Origin of the sequence: Prosthecobacter sp. (assembly GCF_020439865.1) — a bacterium.
Lineage (GTDB): Bacteria > Verrucomicrobiota > Verrucomicrobiia > Verrucomicrobiales > Verrucomicrobiaceae > Prosthecobacter.
This window is the reverse complement of record NZ_JAGRPF010000210.1, coordinates 1-22,490: the sequence shown is the minus strand read 5'-3', so window position 1 is coordinate 22,490 and position 22,490 is coordinate 1. Positions and strand designations below refer to the sequence as shown.

Below are 22,490 nucleotides of genomic sequence, written 5' to 3'. Positions count from 1 at the left end.
TTTCCATTCCGGCGCATGCCGGTCTTCCAATCCCATTACAATGAGCATTTGCCAGCGCCACATCGCGTGAGCATGCAAACCACGGCATTCGTCCAGCCGAAACCCGGTTCATTAGTGGCATAGCCGAACGTGATCTCACCATCGACATCCGAGGTGCCGGTCAGCGCATTGTATTTCTCAAACAACTGGCCAGTCCGTTCGAAATCGACGGAGAGCGTGGTGAGAAAGCGATGGGAGATGCGGGCTGCTTCCGCCTTGAACCCGTAGCGATACAAACCTTCGACCGCCATGATCACCAGAGGAGCCCACATGTAGGGTGCATCCCACTGGCATCCGGTGGTGGTGGTGCTGGTGAGGAGACCGTGGGAGGTTTCAAACAGCGGGAGGTTTTCGACGACCCGTGCCGCCTGTTCGGGGGTGGCCCAGCCCGCCCAAAGCGGCCAGAACGTCGTGGCAAAAGGATAGGCCCGGCGCTGTTGCCTGCTGAGCTGCCAGTCGAGGAAGAGACCTGTCTTTTCGTCCCAGAGCAGGCGTTGCATGCGTTCGGCTCGTTCGTTCGCATGCCGTTCCCACCGCTCGATGGTGCTCGGCGCGGAGTCCAGCAGCCGTCGAATGTGGGCGATGTCTTTTTCCAACTGCCAGATCAGCGTGTTCAGGCAGACTGGCGCAAAATCCCGGATGCCCATGCCACAGGGGCCGAAGCGTCCTGTGAGGTCAAAACCCGACTCGCGAACCGTGCGGTCGTCCTTGTAAGCCGCGAGTGTCAGGTTGTCTGTGGTTGGATCAAGGAACTGATCGAGACCCGGGTGTGCGTCCATGTGCAGGCGCAGCCACTCCAACAGACGGTCATAGTGATTGCGACCGGCGGCATCAACCTCACCATGAAACGCTTCAGGGGCGGGGCCGTCACCGAGCGCATGGTAGCGTGAAAGCTCAATGCCCGGCAGGAACTGTGGCAGACTGCACCAGTAGGCGTGATAGCGCTCGACATAGGGCAGGGCGTTGCCCAGCCACTCGAGATCTCCCGTGGCCTCATACACAGACAAAACGAGGCGACCGAGGAAGGGCGGATGCGAACGCGTCAGGCAGTAGGTGCGGTTGCAGTTCAACACTGTGCCGTAATGCTTCACCTGGTAGAGTTGCAGATCCGCGATCGACTGCGCCAGACCAACGCGGCCTTCACAGAGGAGGCCTTTGGCGATGAAGTAGCTGTCCCAGCCGTACATTTCGTTGAAGCGTCCGCCCGGCACCACATAGCGCCCAGGCAGGTAAACCAGACCGTGTTCGGTGATCTGTTCCGGCGCGCCGCTCAGCGCGCGGATGTCGATCTGCTGGAAGAATTCAGGCGCCAGCGTTTTGCGGAGACGCTCGCGCACGCGGCGTGCGTCTTCACTGGCAGAGACATAGAGAGGCCAACGTCGTTTTCCCGTTTGCGCCTCCAGTTTGCAGTCATGCACCGCCTCCATGGCATCCCGGGTGTTGCGCGTCAGTTTCGGCCACATGTTGCTCACATAGAGCTGCAGGGCGTTGATTTTTTCACGTGGCAGGGGAGTTGAACCAAGAATCGCCATGCGGTCAATGTCCCGCCCCAGCTCTGCATGCGCAACGATTGATTCTCCCGGAGAGTGATCAACAAACGGAACTACGATGACGTGCGAGCCACTTTCGGATCTCCTCCACCCAAAGCACTGCGCTGGCGACGAGGCACTGGTTCCGCAAAATATTGAGGTTTATGCAGGATTGCAGGACCTTGTGTCATTCTGCCGCCGGTTTTACGACCAGCACGGAGCAGGTTACGCGGGCAAGCAGCCGCTCGGCAGTGGAGCCCAGGAGCAGGTAGCGCAAATTTGTGCGGCCCAAGGCGCCGATGACGACGAGCTCGGCTCCCGAAGCGCGGGCATGTTCTGCAATGCCTTCGCCGGCTTTGCGATGCTCTACCGCCACTTCGTTCACTCGCAGGCCGGCCGGAGCGTCCTCGGCATGGCTGTGAAGGCTCGTTCTGACGCTTTGTAGAAGTTCCTCACGCGGCTGCAGTGGAGCTTGAGCAAGACTCAGGCCGGATTCGCCAAAGACTCCTATCGCTGGTAGCATCGAGCCAGGGTCCGTCCACACATGCAACAAGTCCACCACCGCCTCCGTGCCGTTGGCAGCGGCCATAGCGTAGGCTGCAGCTGCTACGTGGGCCGAGTGAACCGAGAAGTCCAAAGCGGCTATGATCCTGCTAAAGGTCTGCGAATGCCCCGTGCGCACCAGCAGTACGTCCACAACGCATTTGCGGGCAAGTTTGGCCGCCACGGAGCCCGCGCCGTCGCCATGCCCCCCCGCGCCCGCGACACCAGCCACCAGCAGATCCGCCCGTAGGTTCTTCACATGCTCCAATATCTCATGAAGTGGCGCTCCGACGGCCAGCGTCACCTCATAGCCTGCTGGCAGATTGGAGTGACCCAACCATTCGGCCAGTGACTTGCGGCCGCTGACCAGCGCATGGCTTACGGCTGATTCAAATGGCTCTCGGCGCTTTTCGGCCAGCATCGAAAGGGCCATTGAGTCGATGATGTGCAGCACATGCAGCTTCGCCCCATGATGTGCTGCAAGGCGGGCAGCATGCTCCAGGGCGTTGCGTGAGCCTGTGGAAAAATCCACGGCGGCAAGAATGAGTTTTGGTTTTGTGTTCATGGTAGGATTGAGGTCAGTTGATTGGGAAAAACTCACAGCACCGAACTGTCGAGGAAGGGTTGTTCTGTCATGTGGTGGCGCAGGTTGGTCACTGTGACGCGGGCGATTTCATCGAGGGCTTCTTTGGTCAAGAAGGCTTGGTGGGAGGTGACGAGGACGTTGGGGAAGCTGAGCAGGCGGCTGAGTTCATCGTCCTCCAGCAGGCCGTGCTCGGAGTGGTCTTCAAAGAAGATGCCTTCCTCCTCCTCATACACATCCAGCGCCACGCCGCCGAGGTGGCCGTTTTTCAGCACCTCGATCAGGGCGGTGGTGTCCACGAGCTTGCCACGGCTGGTGTTCACGAGATAGGCGCCGCGCTTCATCTGGGCGAGGCTGCGCCCGTTCAGCAGATGATGGGTGTCCTTCGTCAGCGGCAGGTGCAGGCTGAGGATGTCTGACTGCGCGAGCACGTCGTCGAGGCTGCTGTAGCCGATCTGATTCTCGGAGCCCCATTCCACGCTGGGCGCGGGATCATAGGCCAGGACATGGCAGCCAAAGCCGCGAAAGATCTGGGCGGTGCAGCGCCCGATTTTGCCGGTGCCGATGATGCCGACGGTCTTGCCATGCAGATCAAAGCCGACGAGGCCGGCGAGTGAGAAATTGAACTCGCGCACACGGTTGTGCGCACGGTGGATCTTGCGGTTCAGCGTGAGCAGCAGCGCCACGCTGTGCTCGGCCACGGCGTGCGGTGAATACGCAGGCACGCGGGTGATGGCGATGCCGAACTCTTTGGCTGCGGCGAGGTCCACCTGGTTAAACCCGGCACAGCGCAGCGCGGCATGGCGCACGCCATTGGCTGCGAGCTGCTGGAGGCAGTCCCGGTCGAGCTTGTCATTCACGAAGACGCACACGGCGTCACTGCCAGCGGCGGTGGCGGCGGTCTCCGCAGTGAGGCGGAACTCGTGGAAGCGCCACGTGAGCTCCGCCGCACCTGCGGCGGCGAGCATGTAGTCGCGATCGTAGGGCTTGGTGTCGTAAAAGGAGATGGTTTTCATGGGGAGAGGAAAAAGCTAAAGGAAGACGGCCGCGAACAAGGCGGCCATGAAACCGTAAATGAGCATCGGCGCGACGGTTTTGCGCAGGATGTCGCCTTCGACATCGCGCAGGCCGAGGACTGAGCACACGGCGACGATGTTGTGAATGGCGACCATGTTTCCCATGGCTCCGCCGACGGATTGCAGCGCCAGCAGTGTGGTGCGGTCAAAGCCGCGTTGTGCCGCGATGGCGTCCTGAATGGGGCCGAAGGTGAGGTTTGAAATGGTGCATGAACCGGCGAAGAAGGAGCCGAGCGCCCCGAGATAGGCCGCGAGATAAGGCCACCAGGCACCCGTGGCCTCGGCGAGTGTGCTGCCGATGAGCATGACGGGCGAGCCTTCACCCCCGACCATCATCAGACGCACAAACACCAGGGCACCGAGCAGCGCAGGCAGCGGATGGCGCATGCGTGCGACGGATTCGCGCCACACTTTTCCCGCTGTGCCTACAGGTGCGGCGAGGACACGCCACGTCACCACCGAGATCAGGATGAAGGGAATGAGCGACGGCACATAGAGCACCTGATGGGTCCAGCTTTCCTCCGTGCCGAGGATGCCACGCAGATCGAGCACGAGTGAGGCGCTGATGGAAAAGCGGCCCAGTGAGCCGAGTGACGCCGGCCAGGCATGTGCCGTGGAGGTGAGCAGATCACGCAGGCCGAGCTGGGGGATGCGTGTGATCAGCAGCACCAGCACCGTGCCCCAGAGCGGGAAGAGCGCCTTCACCACGGCACGTCCGGCAGGTGCTGTGGCGGCGGATGCGGCATCGCCTTCACGCGTGAGGCCGACATGATGTCGCGCCAGCCAGACGGTGAGGAGCAGTCCGACCAGTCCACCAGCCACGGCGGGAAATTCATCATCAAACCGCGCCAGCAGCAGCATGGGCAGCACGCTGGCGCCGATGGCCAGGGCGACGAAGAGCGCATTGCTGCGGATCTCCTGCCCGGTGAGCAGCAGGCGAAAGGCCAGCACCGGCACCACGCAGGCGGCGGCGCCATGCACGAGCGCCGTCTTCCACGCCAGGGCGCCAAACTCCTCCGCGCTCAGACCGAGCGTCGCAAAGCCGAACCATGTTGGCGTGCCCACCGCGCCAAAGGAAACCGGCACGCTGTTCAGAATGAGGCAGGCCATCGCCACCCGCAGGGCCGGAAATCCGAGACCGACCAGCAATGGTGCCGCCAGGGCCGCAGGCGTGCCGAAGCCGCTGGCTCCCTCGATGAGAAACTGAAACGACCAGCCGATGATGACCACCTGAGCCACACGATTGCGTGACAAATGGTTCAGCCACGCGCGGAGGGTCTCCAGCGCACCGCAGTGCTCCATGGTGCGGAAGAAAAAGATCGCACCCCAGACGATCAGGATGGGTGTCAAGGCCACCAGCAATCCCGCGATCACGGAGGCATGGACCTGCGTGATGTCCGCGCCAAACCAGGCAAGCTGCACGCCATAAGTCACCGCTGCGGCGAGCGGCAATGCCTTGGCCGAAGGCATCGGCGTTTTTTTCGTCATCAGGAAGATGAGCAAAAAAATCGGCCCGGCAGCGCACAGGAGATCGGCGGTGTTCATCGGTCAGGGGCTCCGAGGCATGGCGGACTCAGCGCACGACAAGCACCGAGCACGCGGCATGGCGCACCACACGCTCCGCCGTGCTGCCGATGAGCGCGTGTTCCCAGCCGGTATGACCGTGAGTGGCCATGACGATGAGGCCGGGTTCGTCTGAAGCGATGGCTTTCACCAGGCGCTGATGGGCCTCGCCTTCGAGCACAAGCGTGGTGGTCTCCATCTCCTCGCTGAAGTGCTCGGAGCGGAACTTCCGCAGCCGCGTCTCCGCCTGTGCATGCATGGTATCGATCTGCTGCTGCGTAAAGTTCAGCGGGATCTCGCCGGTCATCGGAAGGCCGGGCTTCACATGTGCCAGGATGATTTTCGCGCCGAACTCGGCGGCCAGTGCCGATGCCAGCGGGAAGGCCTTACGCGAGTTCTCCGAGAAATCGGTGGGCACCAGAATCCAGCGCGGCGCCAGCTCGTCGCCATGGGATTCACCGCGTCCACGCACCACCAGCACGGGACACGCCGCGTGCTGCACGATGCGCTCCGCCGTGCTGCCGATGAGGACATGCGCCAGCCCGGTGTAGCCGTGCGTGGCCGTCACGATGAGATCACAGCCCCGCTTTCCGGCCTCCCGCACAATGACATCGAAGGCCTTGCCCTCTTTCACCACACGCTCCGCTGGCACATCCTCCGGCACATGGGTCGCCACAAACTCCGCGAGCTTTTCGCGGGCTTCCCGCAGCAAGTCCTGCCGGAGGCCGGCGGCATCCAGCACCACATGCGAGCCATGCGGCAGATGCTTGACCACATGCAGCAGAGTGAGCTTTGCCCCGCTGCGTCTGGCGAGGCTCACGGCCGCCGCAAGGCCGTGCAGGCAAGGTTTGGAGAAATCCACCGGAGCCAGGATGTGGCTGAAGATGGATGACTTTGACGGGTTCATGGGATGGTCAGGGTTAGTGCTCATGGCAGGGATGCATCTCAATGTTTGGGAAAGGATCGTCACCGGTTCTTCAATCGAGCCTCAGCCGCCAGCCAGTGCTCTTGGTCGCGTCCGGCAGGGCAGCCCTCGCTGACATAGATAAGATAGGCGCAGGTGGCGATCTCCTCTTCGGTGATCTCTGGCGGCGGGGCAGGGGCATCCGCTTTCGTGCGTTTGCGCACAGGCTTGGCGGGGTTGGTCTTTTTCTTCGCTGACTTGGCACTCTTCGCGGCAACAGTCTTTGACGCGGCCTTGGACGCAGAGCTGGTTTTCTTGGCTGTTTTCATGGTGTCGCTCATGTGGGTGGAGGGTGAGGAAGCAGCCTCACTCAAGGTGCATACGCCAGCGCCCGGCGTTCAACTCAAGAAGCACATGAGCAGGCCAATGCAGCGCAAGAAACGCACATTCGCGTGCCGCCAAAAGGCTTGGAAATGCAACCGTTGTGGATTCTCATGAGGCATGGAGGAGCCCATCCACGTCATCGGCCACAAGAACCCGGACACCGACTCGATCTGCTCGGCCATTGGCTACGCCTTTCTGCGCAACGCACTGGGAGATGCTGAAGTGCGGCCCGCGAGAGCAGGGAACCTCAACAGCGAGACGCGGCATGTGCTGGAGCGCTTCTCACTACCGGAGCCGGATCTGCTGACGAGTGCCACGGGACAGCGGCTGATTCTCGTGGATCACAACGAGGTTGCTCAAGCTCTCGACGACATCCGCCACGGCACGGTGCTGGAAGTGTGGGAGCATCACCGCATCGGCGACCTGCAAATCCCGAGTCCCATCACCTTTCACTGCGAACCCGTCGGCGCGACCGCCACACTCATCGCGGAGCAGTTTTTCCTGAATGACATCAAGCCGCCGCCCGCCATCGCCGGAGCGCTGCTGGCGGCCATTTTATCCGACACCCTCGCACTCGCCTCTCCCACCACCTCCAACAAAGACCGCCGCATGGCCCCGAAGCTGGCCGCGCTCGCAGGCGTGGATGTGAGCGAGTTTGGCGCCGAACTCATGGCTGCGCGTGGAGACATCGCCACACGCTCGGCGCGTGATTTGATCGAGGCCGACTTCAAAGCATTCAACTTCTCCGGCCACCGCGTCGGCATCGGCCAGGTGGAGGTGCCGGATGCGCGACCGCTTGCGCAAAGACGCGCGGAACTGCTCGCAGCCATGGACGAGGTGCGCGCCGAACAACATCTCCGGCTCGTGCTCCTCATCGGCACCGACATCAGCCGCAGAGGCAGCCACCTCTGGGTGGTGGGCGAAGACCGCGATCTGGTGGCGCAGGCCTTTCACACCACTCTCAGCGATGAAGGCGCGTTTCTCGAAGGCTGCATGTCGCGGAAGAAGCAGATCGTGCCCGTGCTGGAGACGGCCTTTGCCGCTGTAAAAACAGCGGCTGCGTGAAGACAAACCGCACGCGCCCTCATCTTCGCCTCCGCGCCAGCCATTTACGGAGTTCTTCCACCCATAGCACTGAACTGGCGACGAGACCGATGAGGAAGAAGTCAGCGAGGGGGATGGGGACGGTGTGGAAGATGTGGTTGAGGGTGTCGGTGTAGATGACGGCGAGGTGCAGCAGGTTACCCAGCACCAGACCGCCAAGCAGCCAGTAGTTCTTGAAGATGTCCAGGCTCAAGGCCGTGTGGGTGGCGCTGCGGCAGTTCAGCACGTTGAACCACTGGCAGACGGCTAGGACGGTGAAGGTCTCCGACTGCACGAGTTCATACGGTACGCCGGTGGACAGGCGCCAGATAAAAAAGCCCAGCGTGGAGGCAACCATGGTGGGCGTCATAAGCAGAACGCGGCGCATGAGGTCACGACTGAGGAGCGATTCGCCAAGGCGGTTGGGCTTGCGCCGCATCTCATCGCCCTCCAACGGCTCCATGATGAGGTTCACGGTGACGGTGCCCTCGGTGACGATGTTGATCCAAAGGATCTGAACGGCCACAAGCGGCAGAGGCAGTCCGGCAAGCAAGGCTCCCAGCAGCACCAGCACCTCCGCCATGGACGTGGCCAGCAGGTAGAGAATCACCTTTTTGAGGTTCTGATACACAAGCCGCCCTTCCTCGACGGCTTTGACGATCGTAGCGAAATTGTCGTCGGTGACGACGATCTTGGCCGCGCCTTTGGCCACCTCGGTTCCGGTGATTCCCATGGCCACACCGACGTCCGCTGCTGCGAGCGCCGGTGCATCGTTCACTCCGTCACCTGTCATGGCGACGACCTGCCGCTGCGATTGAAACGCCTCGACGATGCGCAGCTTCTGCGCCGGATGAACCCGGGCAAAGACAGAGATTTGATCGAGACTGGCTCGCAGATCCTGCTCAGGCATGAGTTCGAGTTCGTTCCCATCCACGGCGAGGTCTCCGTCACGGGCGATGCCCAGTGTGGTGGCGATCGCGAGCCCTGTGGCCTTGTGATCGCCAGTGACCATCACGGGGCGGATGCCTGCCGCAAGACATTCGGCCACTGCCTTCCTGGCCTCATCCCGCGGCGGATCCATCTGTCCAAGCAAACCGAGAAAACGCAGCTTGCCGCGCCAAGGTTCAAAGCCCGCCTCCTCATCGAGCGCAACATCGTTTATCTCGGCGACCGCGAGCACACGCAGGGCCTGCGCGGCGAGTTCGTCGGACTTTTGGCGTGTTTGCGTGAGGTTGAGTGTTTTGGGATCACACAAATCGAGCAGTTTTTCGGGTGCTCCCTTGAAGATCACCCGGCACTTCCCGCCATGACCGTGCTGGGTGGCCATCATTTTCGCGCCGGAATCGAAGGGGATCTCGGCACGTCGTGGCCACTGATGACGCAGGGCTTCGGGCTCCACGCAGCCTTTCAATGCAACCGTGAGCAGAGCCGCCTCGGTGGGATCTCCCAAAGGACGCCAGTGATTGATTTCCACATTGGGAGGCACCAGATTCGCATCATTGCAGAGCGTGATGGCTTCCAGCAGGTGCATCATTGCGCCATCGTGGTCAGCGGTGATCTCCTTGCCATCAGCGAGCAGTTTGCCCTCCGGGGAATAGCCCGCCCCTGTGGCCTCGATGCGTCGGCCGTCCGGCAGCAGCAGCGTGGTGACGGTCATTTCGTTTTTGGTGAGCGTCCCCGTTTTATCGCTGCAGATGACGCTGGTGGAGCCGAGTGTTTCCACGGCTGCGAGACGCCGGACGATCGCTCCTCGGCGTGCCATCCGCTGCATGCCCACCGCTAGCGCGATGGTCATGGCCACGGGCAGACCCTCGGGCACCATGGAAACCATCTGGCTGATGGCGACCATGAAGATCAGCCCGAAAGGGATGCCGCGCAGCAGTCCGAAGGAAAGAATCAGGGCAAACAACACGACGGATGCGATCACCAGCCAGTTCCCAAACTGCTTCAGGCGGACTTCCAGCGGCGTCTTGGGCTCCTCCGCCGTGGCGGTAAGGCGGGCGATTTTCCCCACCTCCGACTGCAGGCCTGTGGCCACGACCACAGCACGACCTCGCCCCGCCGTGAGATGCGTGCCGGAATAGATCATGTTTCTGCGGTCACCCAGTCCGGCGTCTTCCGGAACCACCTCGGTATGTTTTAAAACGGGCAACGATTCCCCCGTGAGCGCGGCCTCGGTGGCCTCGAGGGCGACCGCTTCCAGCAGCCGTGCATCCGCCCCCACCTGATCTCCAGCCCCGAGAAGAAGAATGTCCCCCGGCACCAGTTCCCGTGCTTCGATGATCGATTCCGAGCCATCCCGCACCACGCGCAGTCTGAGGGCCGAGAGCTTGCGCAGTGCTGTCATCGAATGCTCGGCGCGTCCCTCCTGCACGGCACCGATGAGCGCATTGATCAGAACCACCACCAGGATCACGACCGCATCACTCGCGTGGCCCATGGCAAAGGAAATCACGGCGGCGACGAAGAGGATGTAGATCAAAGGACTCGCGAATTGTGACGCAAACACCTTCCACATCGGCTTGTGCTTGTCTTCAGGGAGCTCGTTCGGGCCGTGCTGTTGGAGCCGTGCCGCCGCCTCGGCCGCACTCAAGCCCCCGCGTTCATCGGCACCAAGCGCCAGAAGCACCGTTTGGGCATCTTTCGTATGCCAGTGGAGATGAGGGGGCGCCGACATGCGTGTCACCCTACAGGAATCTCATTCGAACGCCCACGTCAATTCATGAGCCATATCGCTTTGGGAGCAAAATACGGGGACTGGAGACCAGTTTGCCTATAATGGAAGCTGCTACACACACGTACGTGTTACTGCAAGTGGACAGCATCGTTCAAACAGAGGTGACTGTCCTGCCGTCATGAGCCAGCACGCCACCAACTTGGAATGCTCCTTGGCCTGCCCTTGGAGGGACACCTCCCGGTGCCTGCGCGTGCTTGTGAACGAATCCATACTACGGAGCGCTCACCTCGGCCACTGCCAGATGTGTGGCGTTCGATCCCTGTACCATCCTCATGAATTGCCCCCATGCGTGAGACCGGACGGTCACTTGCATTGGGATGGCACCGAAAACGGGGCTGAGCCGGAACCTTTGCACTGGGGTGCGGACGGCCCAGCGCTGTAAAGAAGGTCGGACTTTCTCAGGGGTACTTCAGCTTACTGCGCCGCGAGTGCGGCCGCAGCTTTCGCCTTGGCAATCTCGGCTTTTTTCAGGATCTCCTCAGTGCTGGGCAGACTGGCGAGGACGTCGGCGGGAATGAACCCGTCGCCCACGAGTTTGGTGAGGCATTTCTTCCTCTCATCCAGCGCCTTGTCGGGACTGCGTTCCTTGCTAAAACGGGATTTGGCCGCAGCACTGCGGTCTTTGAGGGCAGAGTAGATGTCACCACCGAGGAGGGAGGAGATGTCCACCTTGATCTTTTCGCGTCCTGCCTCGGCTTCGTTGATTTCATCCCCATTGATCGGCCCCGCCTGATACTTGGGGAACATGATGGCGACTTCCGGGCAGACGCGCGAGCAGGCCGGGCAGTTCGTCTTGCAGTTGTCATTGTTCTGCACTTGGATCTTGTTGTCTTCGCTGACGCCATAGACGTCGAAGAGGCAGAACGAGAGGCACTGCATGCAGTTGGTGCAGCGTGAGTAGTCGATGACAGGGAACCAAGGCTTCCATTTGCCGGGCTCGTTCATAGGCTTGTCACCGCGGCTCTTTTCGACCAGTGAAACAATGGCGTCGGGTTCAAGACCTGTGATGTCGCGGGTGTCGATGCTGATCTGGCCGGTGACATCCTCAAGAGCCGGGGCCTTGCCTTCAAACACACCCAGCACAAGCAGGCTGCGGTCGTCGTGGGGCATGGCACTGGCCCCGAGACCGCTGCGGGTGACGGTGTAGCCTTTGTCGAGCAGGGCCATCATGACCTTGGCCCGGGATTCGGCAGGGAGTTGGATGCTGCCGCTGCCTTCGTAGAGGACGACACGAAGCGGGCGGTGGGTGTGGGTGATCATGAATCGGCGCTGGAAACGGGTTGAGGGACGCTGGATTCAGAAAGCAGCGCAGTAGTGATTTCTTGCGCTGTCTGGGTTCGCATGTTGAGGATTTCGGTGTCGGCGGGCAGGGGAGAACCTGTCTGCTGGAACAATCCTTTCACAGCACGAGGATAGCACGCGGCAATGCGCAGTTTCCCGCAGGTCGCGATGGCCTTGAGCCGTGGATCCCGGTGTGCGGCCATCTCACATAGATCGGAAACAGTCTCGAAGCTGGCCTCGGAGTCACAAAGCCTTTGCAGCACTTCGTTTTTCACCCCGGTTGGGACGACTTGGGCGTAGGCGCAGCGGCAGTAGAGGATGGTGGCGGGTGTGCTCAAAAGTTGGCGCGTTGGGTGGTTTGCCGCTAGTTTGCGCGTGGGTGGCGCTGTTCGCAACTCTCTGGAAAACAGTGAATGGCGAAATCCTTACGCGCACAAAGCCGACGTGGGGTCGGCTTTGTGGTTGAGCAGGGCTGAATTGAGAACCTTCCGCCTAGGTCGTCGTTTTGCGTTCCACATTGAGGCCCATCTTGCGATAGAGCGTGGCAATGGAGACTCCGAGCATGCTGGCGGTCTTTTCGCGGGAGCCACTGTTGTACTTCAGCGTCTCTTGGATGAACGCACGTTCCTGGCCCTTGATAAAGTCATCGAGCGTCGAGCCAATGGGGAGTTTCGTGATTCCTTCGCTGGTGGATGGCGTGGGAATCTCAATTTGCTGCGTGACCTTGGTGGGAAGATCGGAAGGACGCACGCGGTCGTTTTCTGCGAAGGCACAGGCCCGTTCAATGGCGTTGCGCAGTTCACTGACGTTGCCGGGCCAGTTGTACTTTTCGAGAAACTCGACGGCGTTGGCTTCAATCGTCTTGGGCTTCGAATCCGTGCGGTCGGCAAGATCTTTGAGGAAGTGCTCCACCAGCGGGCGGACGTCCTCACGGCGGTCGCGAAGCGGTGGGATCTTCAACGGAACCACGGAGAGCTTGTAGTAGAGGTCTTCGCGGAATTTGCCCGCCCTCACAGCATCTTCGAGGGAAACGGTGCTGGAGACAACCAGGCGGAAATCGGAGGCTCCGGCGCCATTGCCCCAGCCTTTCCGCGACTGCGCCTCGTCCAGAAACGTGTTCAATTGGGCCTGAATGCGTGTCGGGAGCTGATTGACCTCCGCCAGATGGATCGTGCCACCGGCAACACGGTTGAAGATGGCGGACTGTCCGAAAAGTTCGGTTTCGAGGACATCTTCAGGCATGGCGCTGCACTGCAGTTCTTTGAAAGGCGAGGTGCTCCGGCGGCTTGCCTCATGCAACGCCCGAGCGACCATGTGCTTGCCCACCCCAAATTCGCCTTCGAGGAGAACCGGGCTGTCGTTGTTGGCCACGCGGCGGACGATGTCAAAAATCCGCTGCAGGGCATCGCTGTGGCCGATGAGTTTCGAAGATGCGGCAGAACGCAAAACCGCGCTCGGGGCGACGGTCGGCGTTGTGGTTGCAGTGCCATTGCGCTGAAGCGCCTGATTCACGGTTTTGATCAGATCTCCAAGATCGAACGGCTTGGTCAGGTAATCGAAAGCGCCGAGGCGCATGGCCTCGACGGCGGTTTCAACACTGCCATGGCCGGTGACCATGATGACTGCCGTGTTGGGAAACTGGTCCCGACACATGCTGACTAGATCGAGACCGTTCACATCGCCAATGCGAAGGTCGACAATGACGAGGTCTGGCTGATTGGAGCGGATGGCGGCGATGCCGTCGATACCGGTGGTGCAGCCAAAAACCTGATGCCCAGCCGCTTTACACAGCTTGGTCATGAGTTCCAGAATTGCGGCTTCGTCGTCTATGATTACTAGTTTAGCCATATTGTTTTGGGGAAATGAGAGGCACAGTTGATTGTTAAATAAGCTAAACGTTTCGCAGGATTGCGTCAATCCCCGATTCTCAAAAAAGAGAATAGGCGTTGGAACCTGTGCTCCGCCCCCACTTTCTACCGCTTCTGCATTGCCTCACGTAAGTATTCCCAAGCTCGACGGAAGTCTCGTTTCGCCATGTACAACGCGGCGATCTCCTGACGGACGTAGGCCGGGGCATTTGGCATGGTAGCGATTTTTTCAAGCGTTCTCAGGGCACCGTCAATGTCGCCCGATGTCTTCTGTGCCTGAAACAAATCGATGACTCTTCTGACATCGGTTGGATTGTAGAGAAGCGCACGCTCCAAGGTTGGGATGTCCGTGCTGGTGCCCGGAGCTGTTCGAACGATCGACGGGAGGTAGGGTATCGCCGTCTGGCAGGCACGTTCGAACTCAGAATTTCGTGCATAATGCTCGGCCAGAATGCGCCATCCATCCGCCCGCCACTTCTTGTTCGTCTCTAACGTCGAGATCAGGGCCGCCTGGTCGCCATGCTGATACCAAAGATTGAAAATGCTTTCCCGCTGGGCTGGTTCCACGTTGTCGAGGCTGGATGGGGAAACCAAGATGTTGCGGAGCGCACGCTCAAAATCTTCGCGTGTCTGGGCTCGACCAAGGACCTGCAACTTTAGATCGATTGTGCTGGCCAGACTCCATAGCGGTTCCTTCAATTCTGGATGGCTCTCAGCGTAGTTTAGCAGGGTGCTGTAATAGTAGCCCGGCCATCGAAGCATGATCTCACGCCACGGAACAATAGCGTATTCGGGGCGATAGTTGAGCCAAACAACTCCTTCTTTGAAGCAGGTTTCAGTATCGTTTGGTTCGAGGGCTCGTGAGCGTGAAAAGTCTGCAAGGGCTTCGTTGACTGGCTGTTGAAGATAGAGGCGGACCTTGGCGCGTTCATGATAGAGGCGGTAGTCCATCGGGGCCTGACGGATTGCTTCGTCAAACAGGGGGAGGGCGTCTGCGTAAGATCCTGAATCCGTCAGCTGGTTGGCCCTGCCTCGGAGAAACGAAGCTGTGCTGCTTCCGGGAAGAGCAAGACCCCCCTGGGAAATCGACAGCCATGCGATCCCAAGAGCAATGAATGCGATCCCGGTCAGGCGGGTGATAATTGGAAGTGCATTGCCCGCGGGCAAAGGCAGGCGGCGTGGCCTCAGAGCAATGCCTGCCAGCAGGGCGGCCATGGAGAAATACCCAAGTCCATGAAGAGGAACGTCAAACAATCCGTGAATGACCGTGAGAAAAAATGCAATGGCCGCAGAATTTCGAAGGCGTTTGTCGTCTCGCCCGGAACGTCGCCGCTTAGTGCTTTTGAACCATGGCCCGGTGGCTCTGAAAATCCAGATGCAAGCAAGGAGACAAGGCAGGACCGTCAGCAATCCGCCTTCTGTGAGCAGCCAGAGCAGGTCGCTCTCAGGATGAATGGGGCGTTCACGAAGATTATAGACACCCGCAAACTGGGGGAAGATGGCGTCGAAGTTTCCCAGTCCACAACCCAACCAAGGAGTTTGTGAAATCATTTCGAGTGTCTTCAAATAAATGTCGCCACGGCCTTCCAGGGAAACCATTTTGCCGGCTCCTTGTTCGCTAAGTCGGGAACCGACTCCTCCTGATGAGATCACCAGAAGCGTGGAGATGATCAAAACAAGCGAAGTGGTGACGACCATCTTTTTGAAGAAGCCCCGGCCCATGGCGGATGCGCCCAGCCATGCGGTGATTCCCAAGAACAGGAGAGCTACTCCAGCACGTGAAGTATTTGAGAAAATGCAAATTGCAGGGATGAAGAATCCGCAGGTGAACAGGATCCACGACCGCGATTTCCGCCGATGTGCATCATAGGCGCATGCCGCACAAAGGACGCATGCAATCGCTGCCATGCTGCTGATATGGTTTCGGTTGGCGAAGGGGCCAAATCCTGCTCCCCATTCCTGACTTCTTGGCCACCACGAAATCTTCAAGGCGCTGAACGAGTCGATTAGAGAGAGCAGGCTTAGAATGACACCGCCTGTGCTCAAGCTGTAGAGCATTGCGCGTCTTTGCTCATTGGAGAATCCACGGCAGAGGCACCAAAAGAGCCAGGTGGCACAGAGGGCAAACAACATCCAGGCCTCAAGAGTGACAGACGCCTGTGGGGTCACGGTGTCCGACAGCGCGACACCCCAATCTTGAGAAAGATGTGTTCGCCACTCCGGCAAGTGGATCCATTGAGCTGGCAAGAAACTCAGGAGTGGAGCGAGGACGGCGGCCAGAAAAGACCAAATGATCAACGAAGGGAGCTTCCTCTGCGGTGGAAAGAGCAGTATGGCAGCGCCCAGAATGACGGCGGCTACGCCTTTGGACCATGCCTCGCGCCCGGCTCCGAACAAACATATCAGAATTGGCAGGGAGGAAAAAACATACCCCTGCCAGGCCGGGCCAGGAAGTTCGTAACTGCTCCCGGAAGCCCTTGAGCCGTCATCTTCCGAGTCTTCGGGGTTCTGGCTCTCATCCAACGGCGGATGTAACATGGTTCCGTCGTAGTCGGTGTCACCGGCGAGCAAGGGGGGCTTCTCCGACGCGCCGAAGGAGGGATCGGGGGTGAGTTTCATGCCTTGATTGCTGACTCGGCGGGTGATGAGGGTTTGTCCTGAACGACTAGGGGAGGAACGTTTCCCCACTTTTCCACGCAACGTTCGAGGACCGGAACAAGAACATCCAGACGAAGACGCCACTCGCCGGGTTCTGTGTCATCGTTTGGATGGAAGATTGTGTAGTTGCTCCCTTTGGACAACCTGAGGCTCTCAGGATTGCTGTTGGCATGCGCTTCAACCCCGAGCCCCATACGCTCCAAGCCGTGATGAAACAGCTGCGCAAAGCTCTCCAAGTTCTCGCAGCGTTCGACTTCGAAGTCCAGAACACGGCCATAGGCGGCGAAGAACTCACGCTTCCGTCGTCGCTCCATGACTTCGTTGAATTGAGCGCGGAAATTCGACCAGCTTCGCACATACCCCAGATAGCGGGCGGCCCCCAAGGCCAGCAAAAATAAAAACGCTCCAACGACAGGAAGAGCAATCCCCTTGGTCATGAGGATGCTTAAACCAACAAGACTCAGGACCAGACAGACTGCATACATGGCGCCAAGGGCTTGGCTTTTGCTGTAGCCGAGCAGGATGAGCCGATGGTGAATGTGTTCGGCGTCCGCATTGAAAATCGAAACTCCGCGAATCCCCCGGCGGACAATCGCAAACAGGGTGTCCAAAATCGGAACACCCAGGGCAATAATGATCACCAGCAGAGCGCCGATGACCGAACCTTTGTTGGAGGTGAACAGAGAGACTGAAGCGACGAAGAAACCGATCAGATAAGCCCCTCCATCTCCCAGAAATATCCGGGCCGGTGGCAGGTTGAAGATCAAGAAACCTGCGAGTGCTCCAGCCATTGCCAGCGAAACCACGAGCACATCGGGCTGGCCGCTGTAAAAGCCGAGAAACGCCAGCGTCAGGCATAGAAACAAGCCAAAACCTCCCGCCAGCCCGTCCATGCCATCGATCAAATTCACAATATTGGGGATGCTCACGAGCCATATCAGGGTCAGGGGCAGGCTCCACCATCCCAGAGCCAGGCTTCCCTCGCCAAAGGGATTGCTCAAGGTGTCGATCGAAACTCCCAAAGCGTATAAAATGAGTGCCGTGCCGATCTGGCCGACAAGTTTCACCTTGGCTCCCAAAGGCTTTAAGTCATCCACGAAGCCGACGCTGAAGATCAGGGCATTGCACAGAGCCACCGGCAGCCAGCGGGTCCAGCCAAGTCCGCCAATGTAGCCGGCCACCAGTGAGGCCAGTCCGACTGCCACGAAAATAGGGGCGCCGCCGAGGCGGGAAACGGCCTTGTCGTGAAGTTTGCGGCGTGTGTCAGGTTCATCCAAGCCAATGGTGCCACCGCGTTTCAGAATCCACCACGCTCCCAATGCAGCCACCAGCATGGCGCCTCCAAAGTAACACGCCATCTCCACCCACGAGACACTTCGTGGGACCCATGGTCCCATGTAGGTGTTTGGGGGGGCGGAATCGATCATGCGTGATGGGTGGAACGGTTGGAGAGATCGTGAGCATAAGCGTTGCTAAGACAAGGTTCAAGACTTCAGGATACAAGAACTCGTGGCTTGCATCCCGTTAGATCATTTCTTGCACTTTCCTCCCGTCGCTTTCACCATCGCCGATGCTTAACGACACCATTGCCGCCATCTCCACCTCCATGGGGGAAGCTGCGATCAGTGTTGTTCGCATGTCCGGGCCGCAGGCGCTGAGAATCGCTGCGCAGGCGTTCAAGCTGCCTCTCAAACTGACACCTCGTTTCGCGCATCTCGTGTCAGCCATCGATTCTGCGGGTGGTCCCATCGATCATGGCCTGCTGCTGCATTTCAAAGGTCCGGCGAGTTACACGGGCGAGGACGTGATCGAATTCCACGGCCATGGTGGCGTTCTCGTCACTCAGCGGGTGTTGGAGCGTCTGCTCGCCTGCGGGGCTCGTTCAGCGGAGCCCGGTGAATTCACTCAGCGTGCGTTCCTGAACGGGAAAATGGACCTCACGCAGGCCGAGGCGGTGATGGATCTTATTCACGCGCAAAGCACACTCGCCCTCCGTGCCGCCAACGAACAGCTCGGTGGCGCCATCGGCCGCGAGGCGCAGGCCATGCAGCAGGAAATCATCCCCGTGCTCGCCCACATCGAGGCCTACATCGATTTTCCAGAGGAAGACATCTCGCCCGAAACCGGTGCCGATTTGCTCAAACGCATCGATTCCGTGATCGAGCGTGCGCAAAAACTCATCGCTACCTCCGAGCAGGGTCGCATTCTTCGTCATGGCGCGCGCACCGTCATTTCCGGCGCACCAAACGTCGGCAAGAGCAGCCTGCTCAACGTTCTCCTCGGTTTCGAGCGCGCCATCGTCAGTCCCACGGCGGGCACGACGCGCGACACCATCGAGGAAATCATCCAGGTTCACGGCATCCCGCTACGCCTCGTCGATACGGCTGGTCTGAGAGAGTCGAGCGACGACATCGAGCGCGTCGGCATCCAGCGCACCGAACGCGAACTCGACCGCGCCGATCTCGTCATCGAAGTCGTCGACGGAAGCAGTCCTCGCAATCCTGCCCGCCTCACGCTGTCGCCCGAACTCGCCTCCCGTCGCATCCTCGTCCTCAACAAAGCCGACCTCGGCATCCATCCGAGTTGGTCTGCCGAACCGAAGGCCATTCCGCTCTCCTGCCTGAATGGGGAAGGGATCGAACCGCTGCGAGATGCCATCCGCGAGGTCATCGCGCACGCCGGACCGCTGGCCGCCGACCATCCGATCGCCATCAACGCCCGCCACAAGGCCGCCTTCGAGCGCAGTGCGGAGCGACTTCGCGCCGCACGTGCTGCACTCGAACGCAATGAAGCCCCCGAATTCATCGCTCTCGAAATCCGCGAGGCTCTTCAGGCCCTCGGCGATGTCATTGGCCAAGTCGATGTCGAGCGCATCCTAGACGTCATCTTCTCCACGTTCTGCATAGGAAAGTGAGCCTGCTCGACGTTCTCTCTCACGGCTCAACTTGAAACGATAAACCTTAAACTTGAAACTCCGACCATGAACCGCCGCCACTTCCTCACGACCGCGCTAGCTGCGACCGCCGCTTCGCGCCTCAGCGCCCAGACGATTGCCAAAGCCGCTGCTGATCCGGCCTACGTTATCAAAAACCACGGGATCAAGCACACCGTCATGGGCTGGTGCTTCAAGCCGATGGACATGCTCGAACTGGCCAAGAACTGCAAGGCAATCGGCCTCGTCGGCATGGAGGGCATCGATTCCAAGCTCTACCCGGACGTGAAGAAGCTCGGACTCGACATCTCGCTCGTCGGCAGTCACGGTTTCGCCAAGGGACCGTGCAATCCGGAGTTCCATGATGAGGTTGTCACCAAGCTCACCGACTCCATCAACATCGCCGCCGATGTCGGCTGCAAGAAGGTCATCACTTTCACCGGCATGAAGTTCGACGGCATGGATCGCGACAAGGCGATTCAAAACTGCCTCAACACCTGGAAGGAAGTGCTTCCGCTGGCCCAGAAGAAAGGCATCACGCTGGTCCTTGAGCATCTGAACTCCCGCGACAGCTCCCATCCAATGAAAGGCCACCCCGGCTACTTCGGTGACGACGTGGACTTCTGTGTCGACCTGATCAAGCAGATGGGCAGCCCGAACTTCAAGCTGCTCTTCGACATCTACCACGTCAGCATCATGAACGGCGACATCATCCGCCGCCTGCGCATCCACAAGGACTACATCGGCCACATCCACACCGCCGGCAATCCCGGCCGCTGCGAGCTCGACGAGCACCAGGAGATCAATTACCCCGCCGTCATGCAGGCCCTCCTCGAAATCGGCTATCACGACTTCATCGCCCACGAATTCATCCCCACCTGGGACGATCCCATCCTCGCGCTGCGTCATGCCGCGATGGTGTGTGATGTTTAAAATGCTCGGGGCCGCTTGATGCAGCGCTTGCTCGTTGTAGCTTTTCGCGCATGTCCCTCGACACCATTCAAACCCTCCTTCGTTCCGAATCTCCCCGTTCCGACATCATCGCCCGCGGCTGGGTGCGCACGAAGCGTGACTCGAAGGCCTGTTCCTTTCTCGAAGTCACCGATGGTTCCTGCTTCAAGGGCCTGCAGGTGGTAGTCGATGCCAATCTGCCTTCCGCCGAGTTGCTGCCTCGCATTTTGACTGGAGCGTCCGTGGAAGTGAGCGGCGATTTGATCGCGTCGCCGGCGGCGGGGCAGAAGTGGGAGATGCAGGCGAAGGAACTGCGCATCGTTGGCGAGGCTGATGCGACCTATCCGCTGCAAAAGAAAGGTCACACACCCGAGTTCCTCCGCACCATCGCGCATCTACGTCCACGCACGAATCTGTTCGGCAGTGTTTTCCGTGTGCGCAGCAAGATGGCCTTCGCGATTCATCGCTTCTTCCAGGAGCGCGGCTTCTTTTACGTCCACACGCCGATCATCACCAGCAGCGACTGCGAAGGGGCAGGGGAGATGTTTCAGGTCACGACCTTGAAGCCAAACACGCCGACGAAGCCCGAGCAGGACTTCTTCGGCCGTCCGACCTACCTCACGGTGAGCGGTCAGCTTCAGGGCGAGGCGTTTGCATGTGCGCTGGGCAACATTTACACCTTCGGACCCACCTTCCGCGCCGAGAACAGCAACACCACGCGCCACGCCGCCGAGTTCTGGATGATCGAGCCCGAGATGGCCTTCTACGATCTCTTTGCCGACATGACACTGGCCGAGGAAAACGTGCGCTACCTCGTGCAGGCGATGTTTGATGAATGCCCGGACGAACTCGAGTTCTTCAACAAGTTCATCGACAAAGGACTCGTCGCCCGCCTTCAGCAGACGCTCGCCAAACCCTTTGAGCGCATCAGTTACACGGACGCGGTGGACATTCTGCTCAAGTCCGGCCGTAGCTTCGAAAATCCGGTCGCCTGGGGTGAAGGGTTGCAGACCGAGCACGAACGCTTCCTCGCTGAGGAGCACGTCAAAGGCCCTGTGACGATCTATAACTATCCGAAGACCATCAAACCCTTCTACATGCGCCAGAACGACGACGGCAAAACCGCCGCAGCGATGGATCTGCTTGTTCCCGGTATTGGCGAAATCGTCGGCGGCAGCCAGCGTGAGGAGCGTCTCGATGTGCTGGAGTCGCTGATGGCGCATCACGGTCTCGATCCAGCGAACTACGCCTGGTATGCCGATCTTCGCCGCTACGGCAGCGTGCCGCATGCCGGCTACGGCCTCGGCTTCGAGCGTTTGCTCATGTTTGTCACAGGAGTTCCCAACATCCGCGATGTGATTCCCTTTGCGCGCACCCCGGGGAATGCTGCGTATTAAGGTCATGGTTCATCGTTCGCATTTTTCGCTCCGTCCCTGGCGGTTGGTTCTCCTCGCTCTGTGCGTTTTGCCCTTGGTGGCGAAGGCTCAGACAGGGCTCAAACTCCAGCTCGTCTCCGAGCAAACCGCTGTCGTTCCTGGCAAGCCGTTCACCGTGGGGCTCTATATCGAACACGACCGCGGTTATCATACCTACTGGCGTTTTCCCGGCATCGTCGGGGTGCCGACGCAGATGAAATGGGATCTGCCTCGGGGCTGGAAAGCGGGCGAGCTTGTCTATCCAGAGCCCGAACGCACGCTGATGTTCAAGATCAAGGCGCAGGGTTTTGATCGAGATGTGATGCTGCGCACGGAGATCACACCGCCGTCGAACTTGAAAATCGGCGAGCAGGTCCTGATTGGCGGCAAGGCCTCGTGGATGTGCTGCGGCAACACCTGTCATCCCGGTTCGATGGAACTCACTCTCATGCTTCCCGTTGCCGAAACCGCCGAGTTGAACAGCAAGTGGCACAAGCTGCTGGATCAGGAGCGTGCCCATGCCGAACGCACCAGCGACGCGTGGAGCGCCACTGCCAGTGAGAAGGGGGAAACGATCACGCTTTCTCTCAGACCCGCCTCCGCCGAAGCTCGCGTCAGCAAAAGCCAGCGTGAAGCCGACAAGATCATCGTCTTCACCGAAGACGGCTGGTTCGACAGCGACAAACCGCAAACGATCCAGCGCCACGACGACGGCAGCCTCGCCATCACTTTGATCAAGGCGGATGCCTATCTCGGTAACAAGCCGCCGAAGACCTTGGTGGCCATCGTGCGCAACGATGACGGCTGGTTGCAGGGAGGTGAACTGCGCTGCTTGAAGATCGCGCCGAAGATCGAACGCTGACCGATTACTTGGCCTTCAAGTTCTGATACACGCCGAAGTCGTTGAAGAAGAATTTCTTCGCGAGCCAGTACATCCAGTGCTT

Annotated in this window: 17 protein-coding genes; 5 read left to right on the top strand and 12 right to left on the bottom strand. The window is 59.8% G+C overall.

What is annotated here, in order from left to right; genetic code table 11:
- Nucleotides 1-35 precede the first annotated feature (35 nt).
- From KDL09_RS22485 to KDL09_RS22460, 6 genes are all read right to left on the bottom strand, one after another.
- Entirely contained in the window at nucleotides 36-1,571 is a 1,536-nt protein-coding gene (locus KDL09_RS22485) for a trehalase family glycosidase (RefSeq protein WP_294390208.1), read from the bottom strand.
- 184 nt (nucleotides 1,572-1,755) lie between these two features.
- On the bottom strand, nucleotides 1,756-2,676 hold the full coding sequence (locus KDL09_RS22480; protein ID WP_294390203.1) for a universal stress protein: 921 nt from the start codon (nucleotides 2,674-2,676) through the stop codon (nucleotides 1,756-1,758).
- Between the two features lie 32 nt (nucleotides 2,677-2,708).
- Nucleotides 2,709-3,710 (bottom strand): 2-hydroxyacid dehydrogenase, encoded by a 1,002-nt coding sequence (locus KDL09_RS22475; protein WP_294390199.1) that lies wholly within the window; start codon nucleotides 3,708-3,710, stop codon nucleotides 2,709-2,711.
- Nucleotides 3,711-3,725: 15 nt separating this feature from the next.
- Entirely contained in the window at nucleotides 3,726-5,315 is a 1,590-nt protein-coding gene (locus tag KDL09_RS22470; protein ID WP_294390197.1) for an L-lactate permease, read from the bottom strand.
- A gap of 28 nt (nucleotides 5,316-5,343) precedes the next feature.
- Nucleotides 5,344-6,264: a universal stress protein gene (locus KDL09_RS22465; RefSeq protein ID WP_294390193.1), complete on the bottom strand. Its 921-nt coding sequence runs from the start codon at nucleotides 6,262-6,264 to the stop codon at nucleotides 5,344-5,346.
- Between the two features lie 35 nt (nucleotides 6,265-6,299).
- Nucleotides 6,300-6,578 carry a DUF2934 domain-containing protein gene (locus KDL09_RS22460; RefSeq protein ID WP_294390189.1) on the bottom strand — a complete coding sequence of 93 codons (279 nt, stop codon included), beginning with the start codon at nucleotides 6,576-6,578 and terminating at the stop codon, nucleotides 6,300-6,302.
- 160 nt (nucleotides 6,579-6,738) lie between these two features.
- Between KDL09_RS22460 and KDL09_RS22455 the strand changes: the two genes are divergently transcribed.
- Nucleotides 6,739-7,686, top strand: coding sequence for a manganese-dependent inorganic pyrophosphatase (locus KDL09_RS22455; protein WP_294390186.1), 948 nt, complete (start codon nucleotides 6,739-6,741; stop codon nucleotides 7,684-7,686).
- 19 nt (nucleotides 7,687-7,705) lie between these two features.
- On the opposite strand, the gene KDL09_RS22450 is transcribed toward KDL09_RS22455, so the two are convergent.
- From KDL09_RS22450 to KDL09_RS22425, 6 genes are all read right to left on the bottom strand, one after another.
- A complete protein-coding gene (locus KDL09_RS22450; RefSeq protein WP_294390183.1) occupies nucleotides 7,706-10,381 on the bottom strand; it encodes an HAD-IC family P-type ATPase in 2,676 nt (891 codons plus the stop codon).
- 474 nt (nucleotides 10,382-10,855) lie between these two features.
- On the bottom strand, nucleotides 10,856-11,701 hold the full coding sequence (locus KDL09_RS22445; protein ID WP_294390179.1) for a ferredoxin family protein: 846 nt from the start codon (nucleotides 11,699-11,701) through the stop codon (nucleotides 10,856-10,858).
- Nucleotides 11,698-12,060 (bottom strand): hypothetical protein, encoded by a 363-nt coding sequence (locus KDL09_RS22440; protein ID WP_294390176.1) that lies wholly within the window; start codon nucleotides 12,058-12,060, stop codon nucleotides 11,698-11,700. Before KDL09_RS22440 ends, KDL09_RS22445 begins: the two co-directional genes overlap by 4 nt.
- Nucleotides 12,061-12,214: 154 nt before the next feature.
- A complete protein-coding gene (locus tag KDL09_RS22435) occupies nucleotides 12,215-13,570 on the bottom strand; it encodes a sigma-54 dependent transcriptional regulator (protein WP_294390174.1) in 1,356 nt (451 codons plus the stop codon).
- 125 nt (nucleotides 13,571-13,695) lie between these two features.
- Complete coding sequence (locus tag KDL09_RS22430) at nucleotides 13,696-16,209, bottom strand: O-antigen ligase family protein (protein WP_294390172.1); 2,514 nt, start codon at nucleotides 16,207-16,209, stop codon at nucleotides 13,696-13,698.
- On the bottom strand, nucleotides 16,206-17,675 hold the full coding sequence (locus KDL09_RS22425) for an MraY family glycosyltransferase (RefSeq protein ID WP_294390169.1): 1,470 nt from the start codon (nucleotides 17,673-17,675) through the stop codon (nucleotides 16,206-16,208). The genes KDL09_RS22430 and KDL09_RS22425 overlap by 4 nt, the downstream gene beginning before the upstream one ends.
- Before the next feature lie 143 nt (nucleotides 17,676-17,818).
- Here KDL09_RS22425 and mnmE point away from each other — a divergent pair, with 143 nt between their 5' ends.
- The 4 genes from mnmE (at nucleotide 17,819) to KDL09_RS22405 (ending at nucleotide 22,408) form a co-directional block, all read left to right on the top strand.
- Nucleotides 17,819-19,162, top strand: coding sequence for a tRNA uridine-5-carboxymethylaminomethyl(34) synthesis GTPase MnmE (gene mnmE, locus KDL09_RS22420; RefSeq protein WP_294390166.1), 1,344 nt, complete (start codon nucleotides 17,819-17,821; stop codon nucleotides 19,160-19,162).
- Between the two features lie 66 nt (nucleotides 19,163-19,228).
- Complete coding sequence (locus tag KDL09_RS22415) at nucleotides 19,229-20,113, top strand: TIM barrel protein (protein ID WP_294390162.1); 885 nt, start codon at nucleotides 19,229-19,231, stop codon at nucleotides 20,111-20,113.
- A gap of 50 nt (nucleotides 20,114-20,163) precedes the next feature.
- On the top strand, nucleotides 20,164-21,528 hold the full coding sequence (gene asnS, locus KDL09_RS22410; RefSeq protein ID WP_294390159.1) for an asparagine--tRNA ligase: 1,365 nt from the start codon (nucleotides 20,164-20,166) through the stop codon (nucleotides 21,526-21,528).
- A 4-nt stretch (nucleotides 21,529-21,532) separates the two neighbouring features.
- On the top strand, nucleotides 21,533-22,408 hold the full coding sequence (locus tag KDL09_RS22405; protein WP_294390156.1) for a protein-disulfide reductase DsbD domain-containing protein: 876 nt from the start codon (nucleotides 21,533-21,535) through the stop codon (nucleotides 22,406-22,408).
- Nucleotides 22,409-22,490 lie beyond the last annotated feature (82 nt).

Bases quoted from the DNA above. Each gene is read 5' to 3' on its own strand.
- KDL09_RS22485 (WP_294390208.1), bottom strand. From the start codon at position 1,571: ATGGCGATTCTTGGTTCAACTCCCCTGCCACGTGAAAAAATCAACGCC.
- KDL09_RS22480 (WP_294390203.1), bottom strand. From the start codon at position 2,676: ATGAACACAAAACCAAAACTCATTCTTGCCGCCGTGGATTTTTCCACA.
- KDL09_RS22475 (WP_294390199.1), bottom strand. From the start codon at position 3,710: ATGAAAACCATCTCCTTTTACGACACCAAGCCCTACGATCGCGACTAC.
- KDL09_RS22470 (WP_294390197.1), bottom strand. From the start codon at position 5,315: ATGAACACCGCCGATCTCCTGTGCGCTGCCGGGCCGATTTTTTTGCTC.
- KDL09_RS22465 (WP_294390193.1), bottom strand. From the start codon at position 6,264: ATGAGCACTAACCCTGACCATCCCATGAACCCGTCAAAGTCATCCATC.
- KDL09_RS22460 (WP_294390189.1), bottom strand. From the start codon at position 6,578: ATGAGCGACACCATGAAAACAGCCAAGAAAACCAGCTCTGCGTCCAAG.
- KDL09_RS22455 (WP_294390186.1), top strand. From the start codon at position 6,739: ATGGAGGAGCCCATCCACGTCATCGGCCACAAGAACCCGGACACCGAC.
- KDL09_RS22450 (WP_294390183.1), bottom strand. From the start codon at position 10,381: ATGTCGGCGCCCCCTCATCTCCACTGGCATACGAAAGATGCCCAAACG.
- KDL09_RS22445 (WP_294390179.1), bottom strand. From the start codon at position 11,701: ATGATCACCCACACCCACCGCCCGCTTCGTGTCGTCCTCTACGAAGGC.
- KDL09_RS22435 (WP_294390174.1), bottom strand. From the start codon at position 13,570: ATGGCTAAACTAGTAATCATAGACGACGAAGCCGCAATTCTGGAACTC.
- KDL09_RS22430 (WP_294390172.1), bottom strand. From the start codon at position 16,209: ATGAAACTCACCCCCGATCCCTCCTTCGGCGCGTCGGAGAAGCCCCCC.
- KDL09_RS22425 (WP_294390169.1), bottom strand. From the start codon at position 17,675: ATGATCGATTCCGCCCCCCCAAACACCTACATGGGACCATGGGTCCCA.
- mnmE (WP_294390166.1), top strand. From the start codon at position 17,819: ATGCTTAACGACACCATTGCCGCCATCTCCACCTCCATGGGGGAAGCT.
- KDL09_RS22415 (WP_294390162.1), top strand. From the start codon at position 19,229: ATGAACCGCCGCCACTTCCTCACGACCGCGCTAGCTGCGACCGCCGCT.
- asnS (WP_294390159.1), top strand. From the start codon at position 20,164: ATGTCCCTCGACACCATTCAAACCCTCCTTCGTTCCGAATCTCCCCGT.
- KDL09_RS22405 (WP_294390156.1), top strand. From the start codon at position 21,533: ATGGTTCATCGTTCGCATTTTTCGCTCCGTCCCTGGCGGTTGGTTCTC.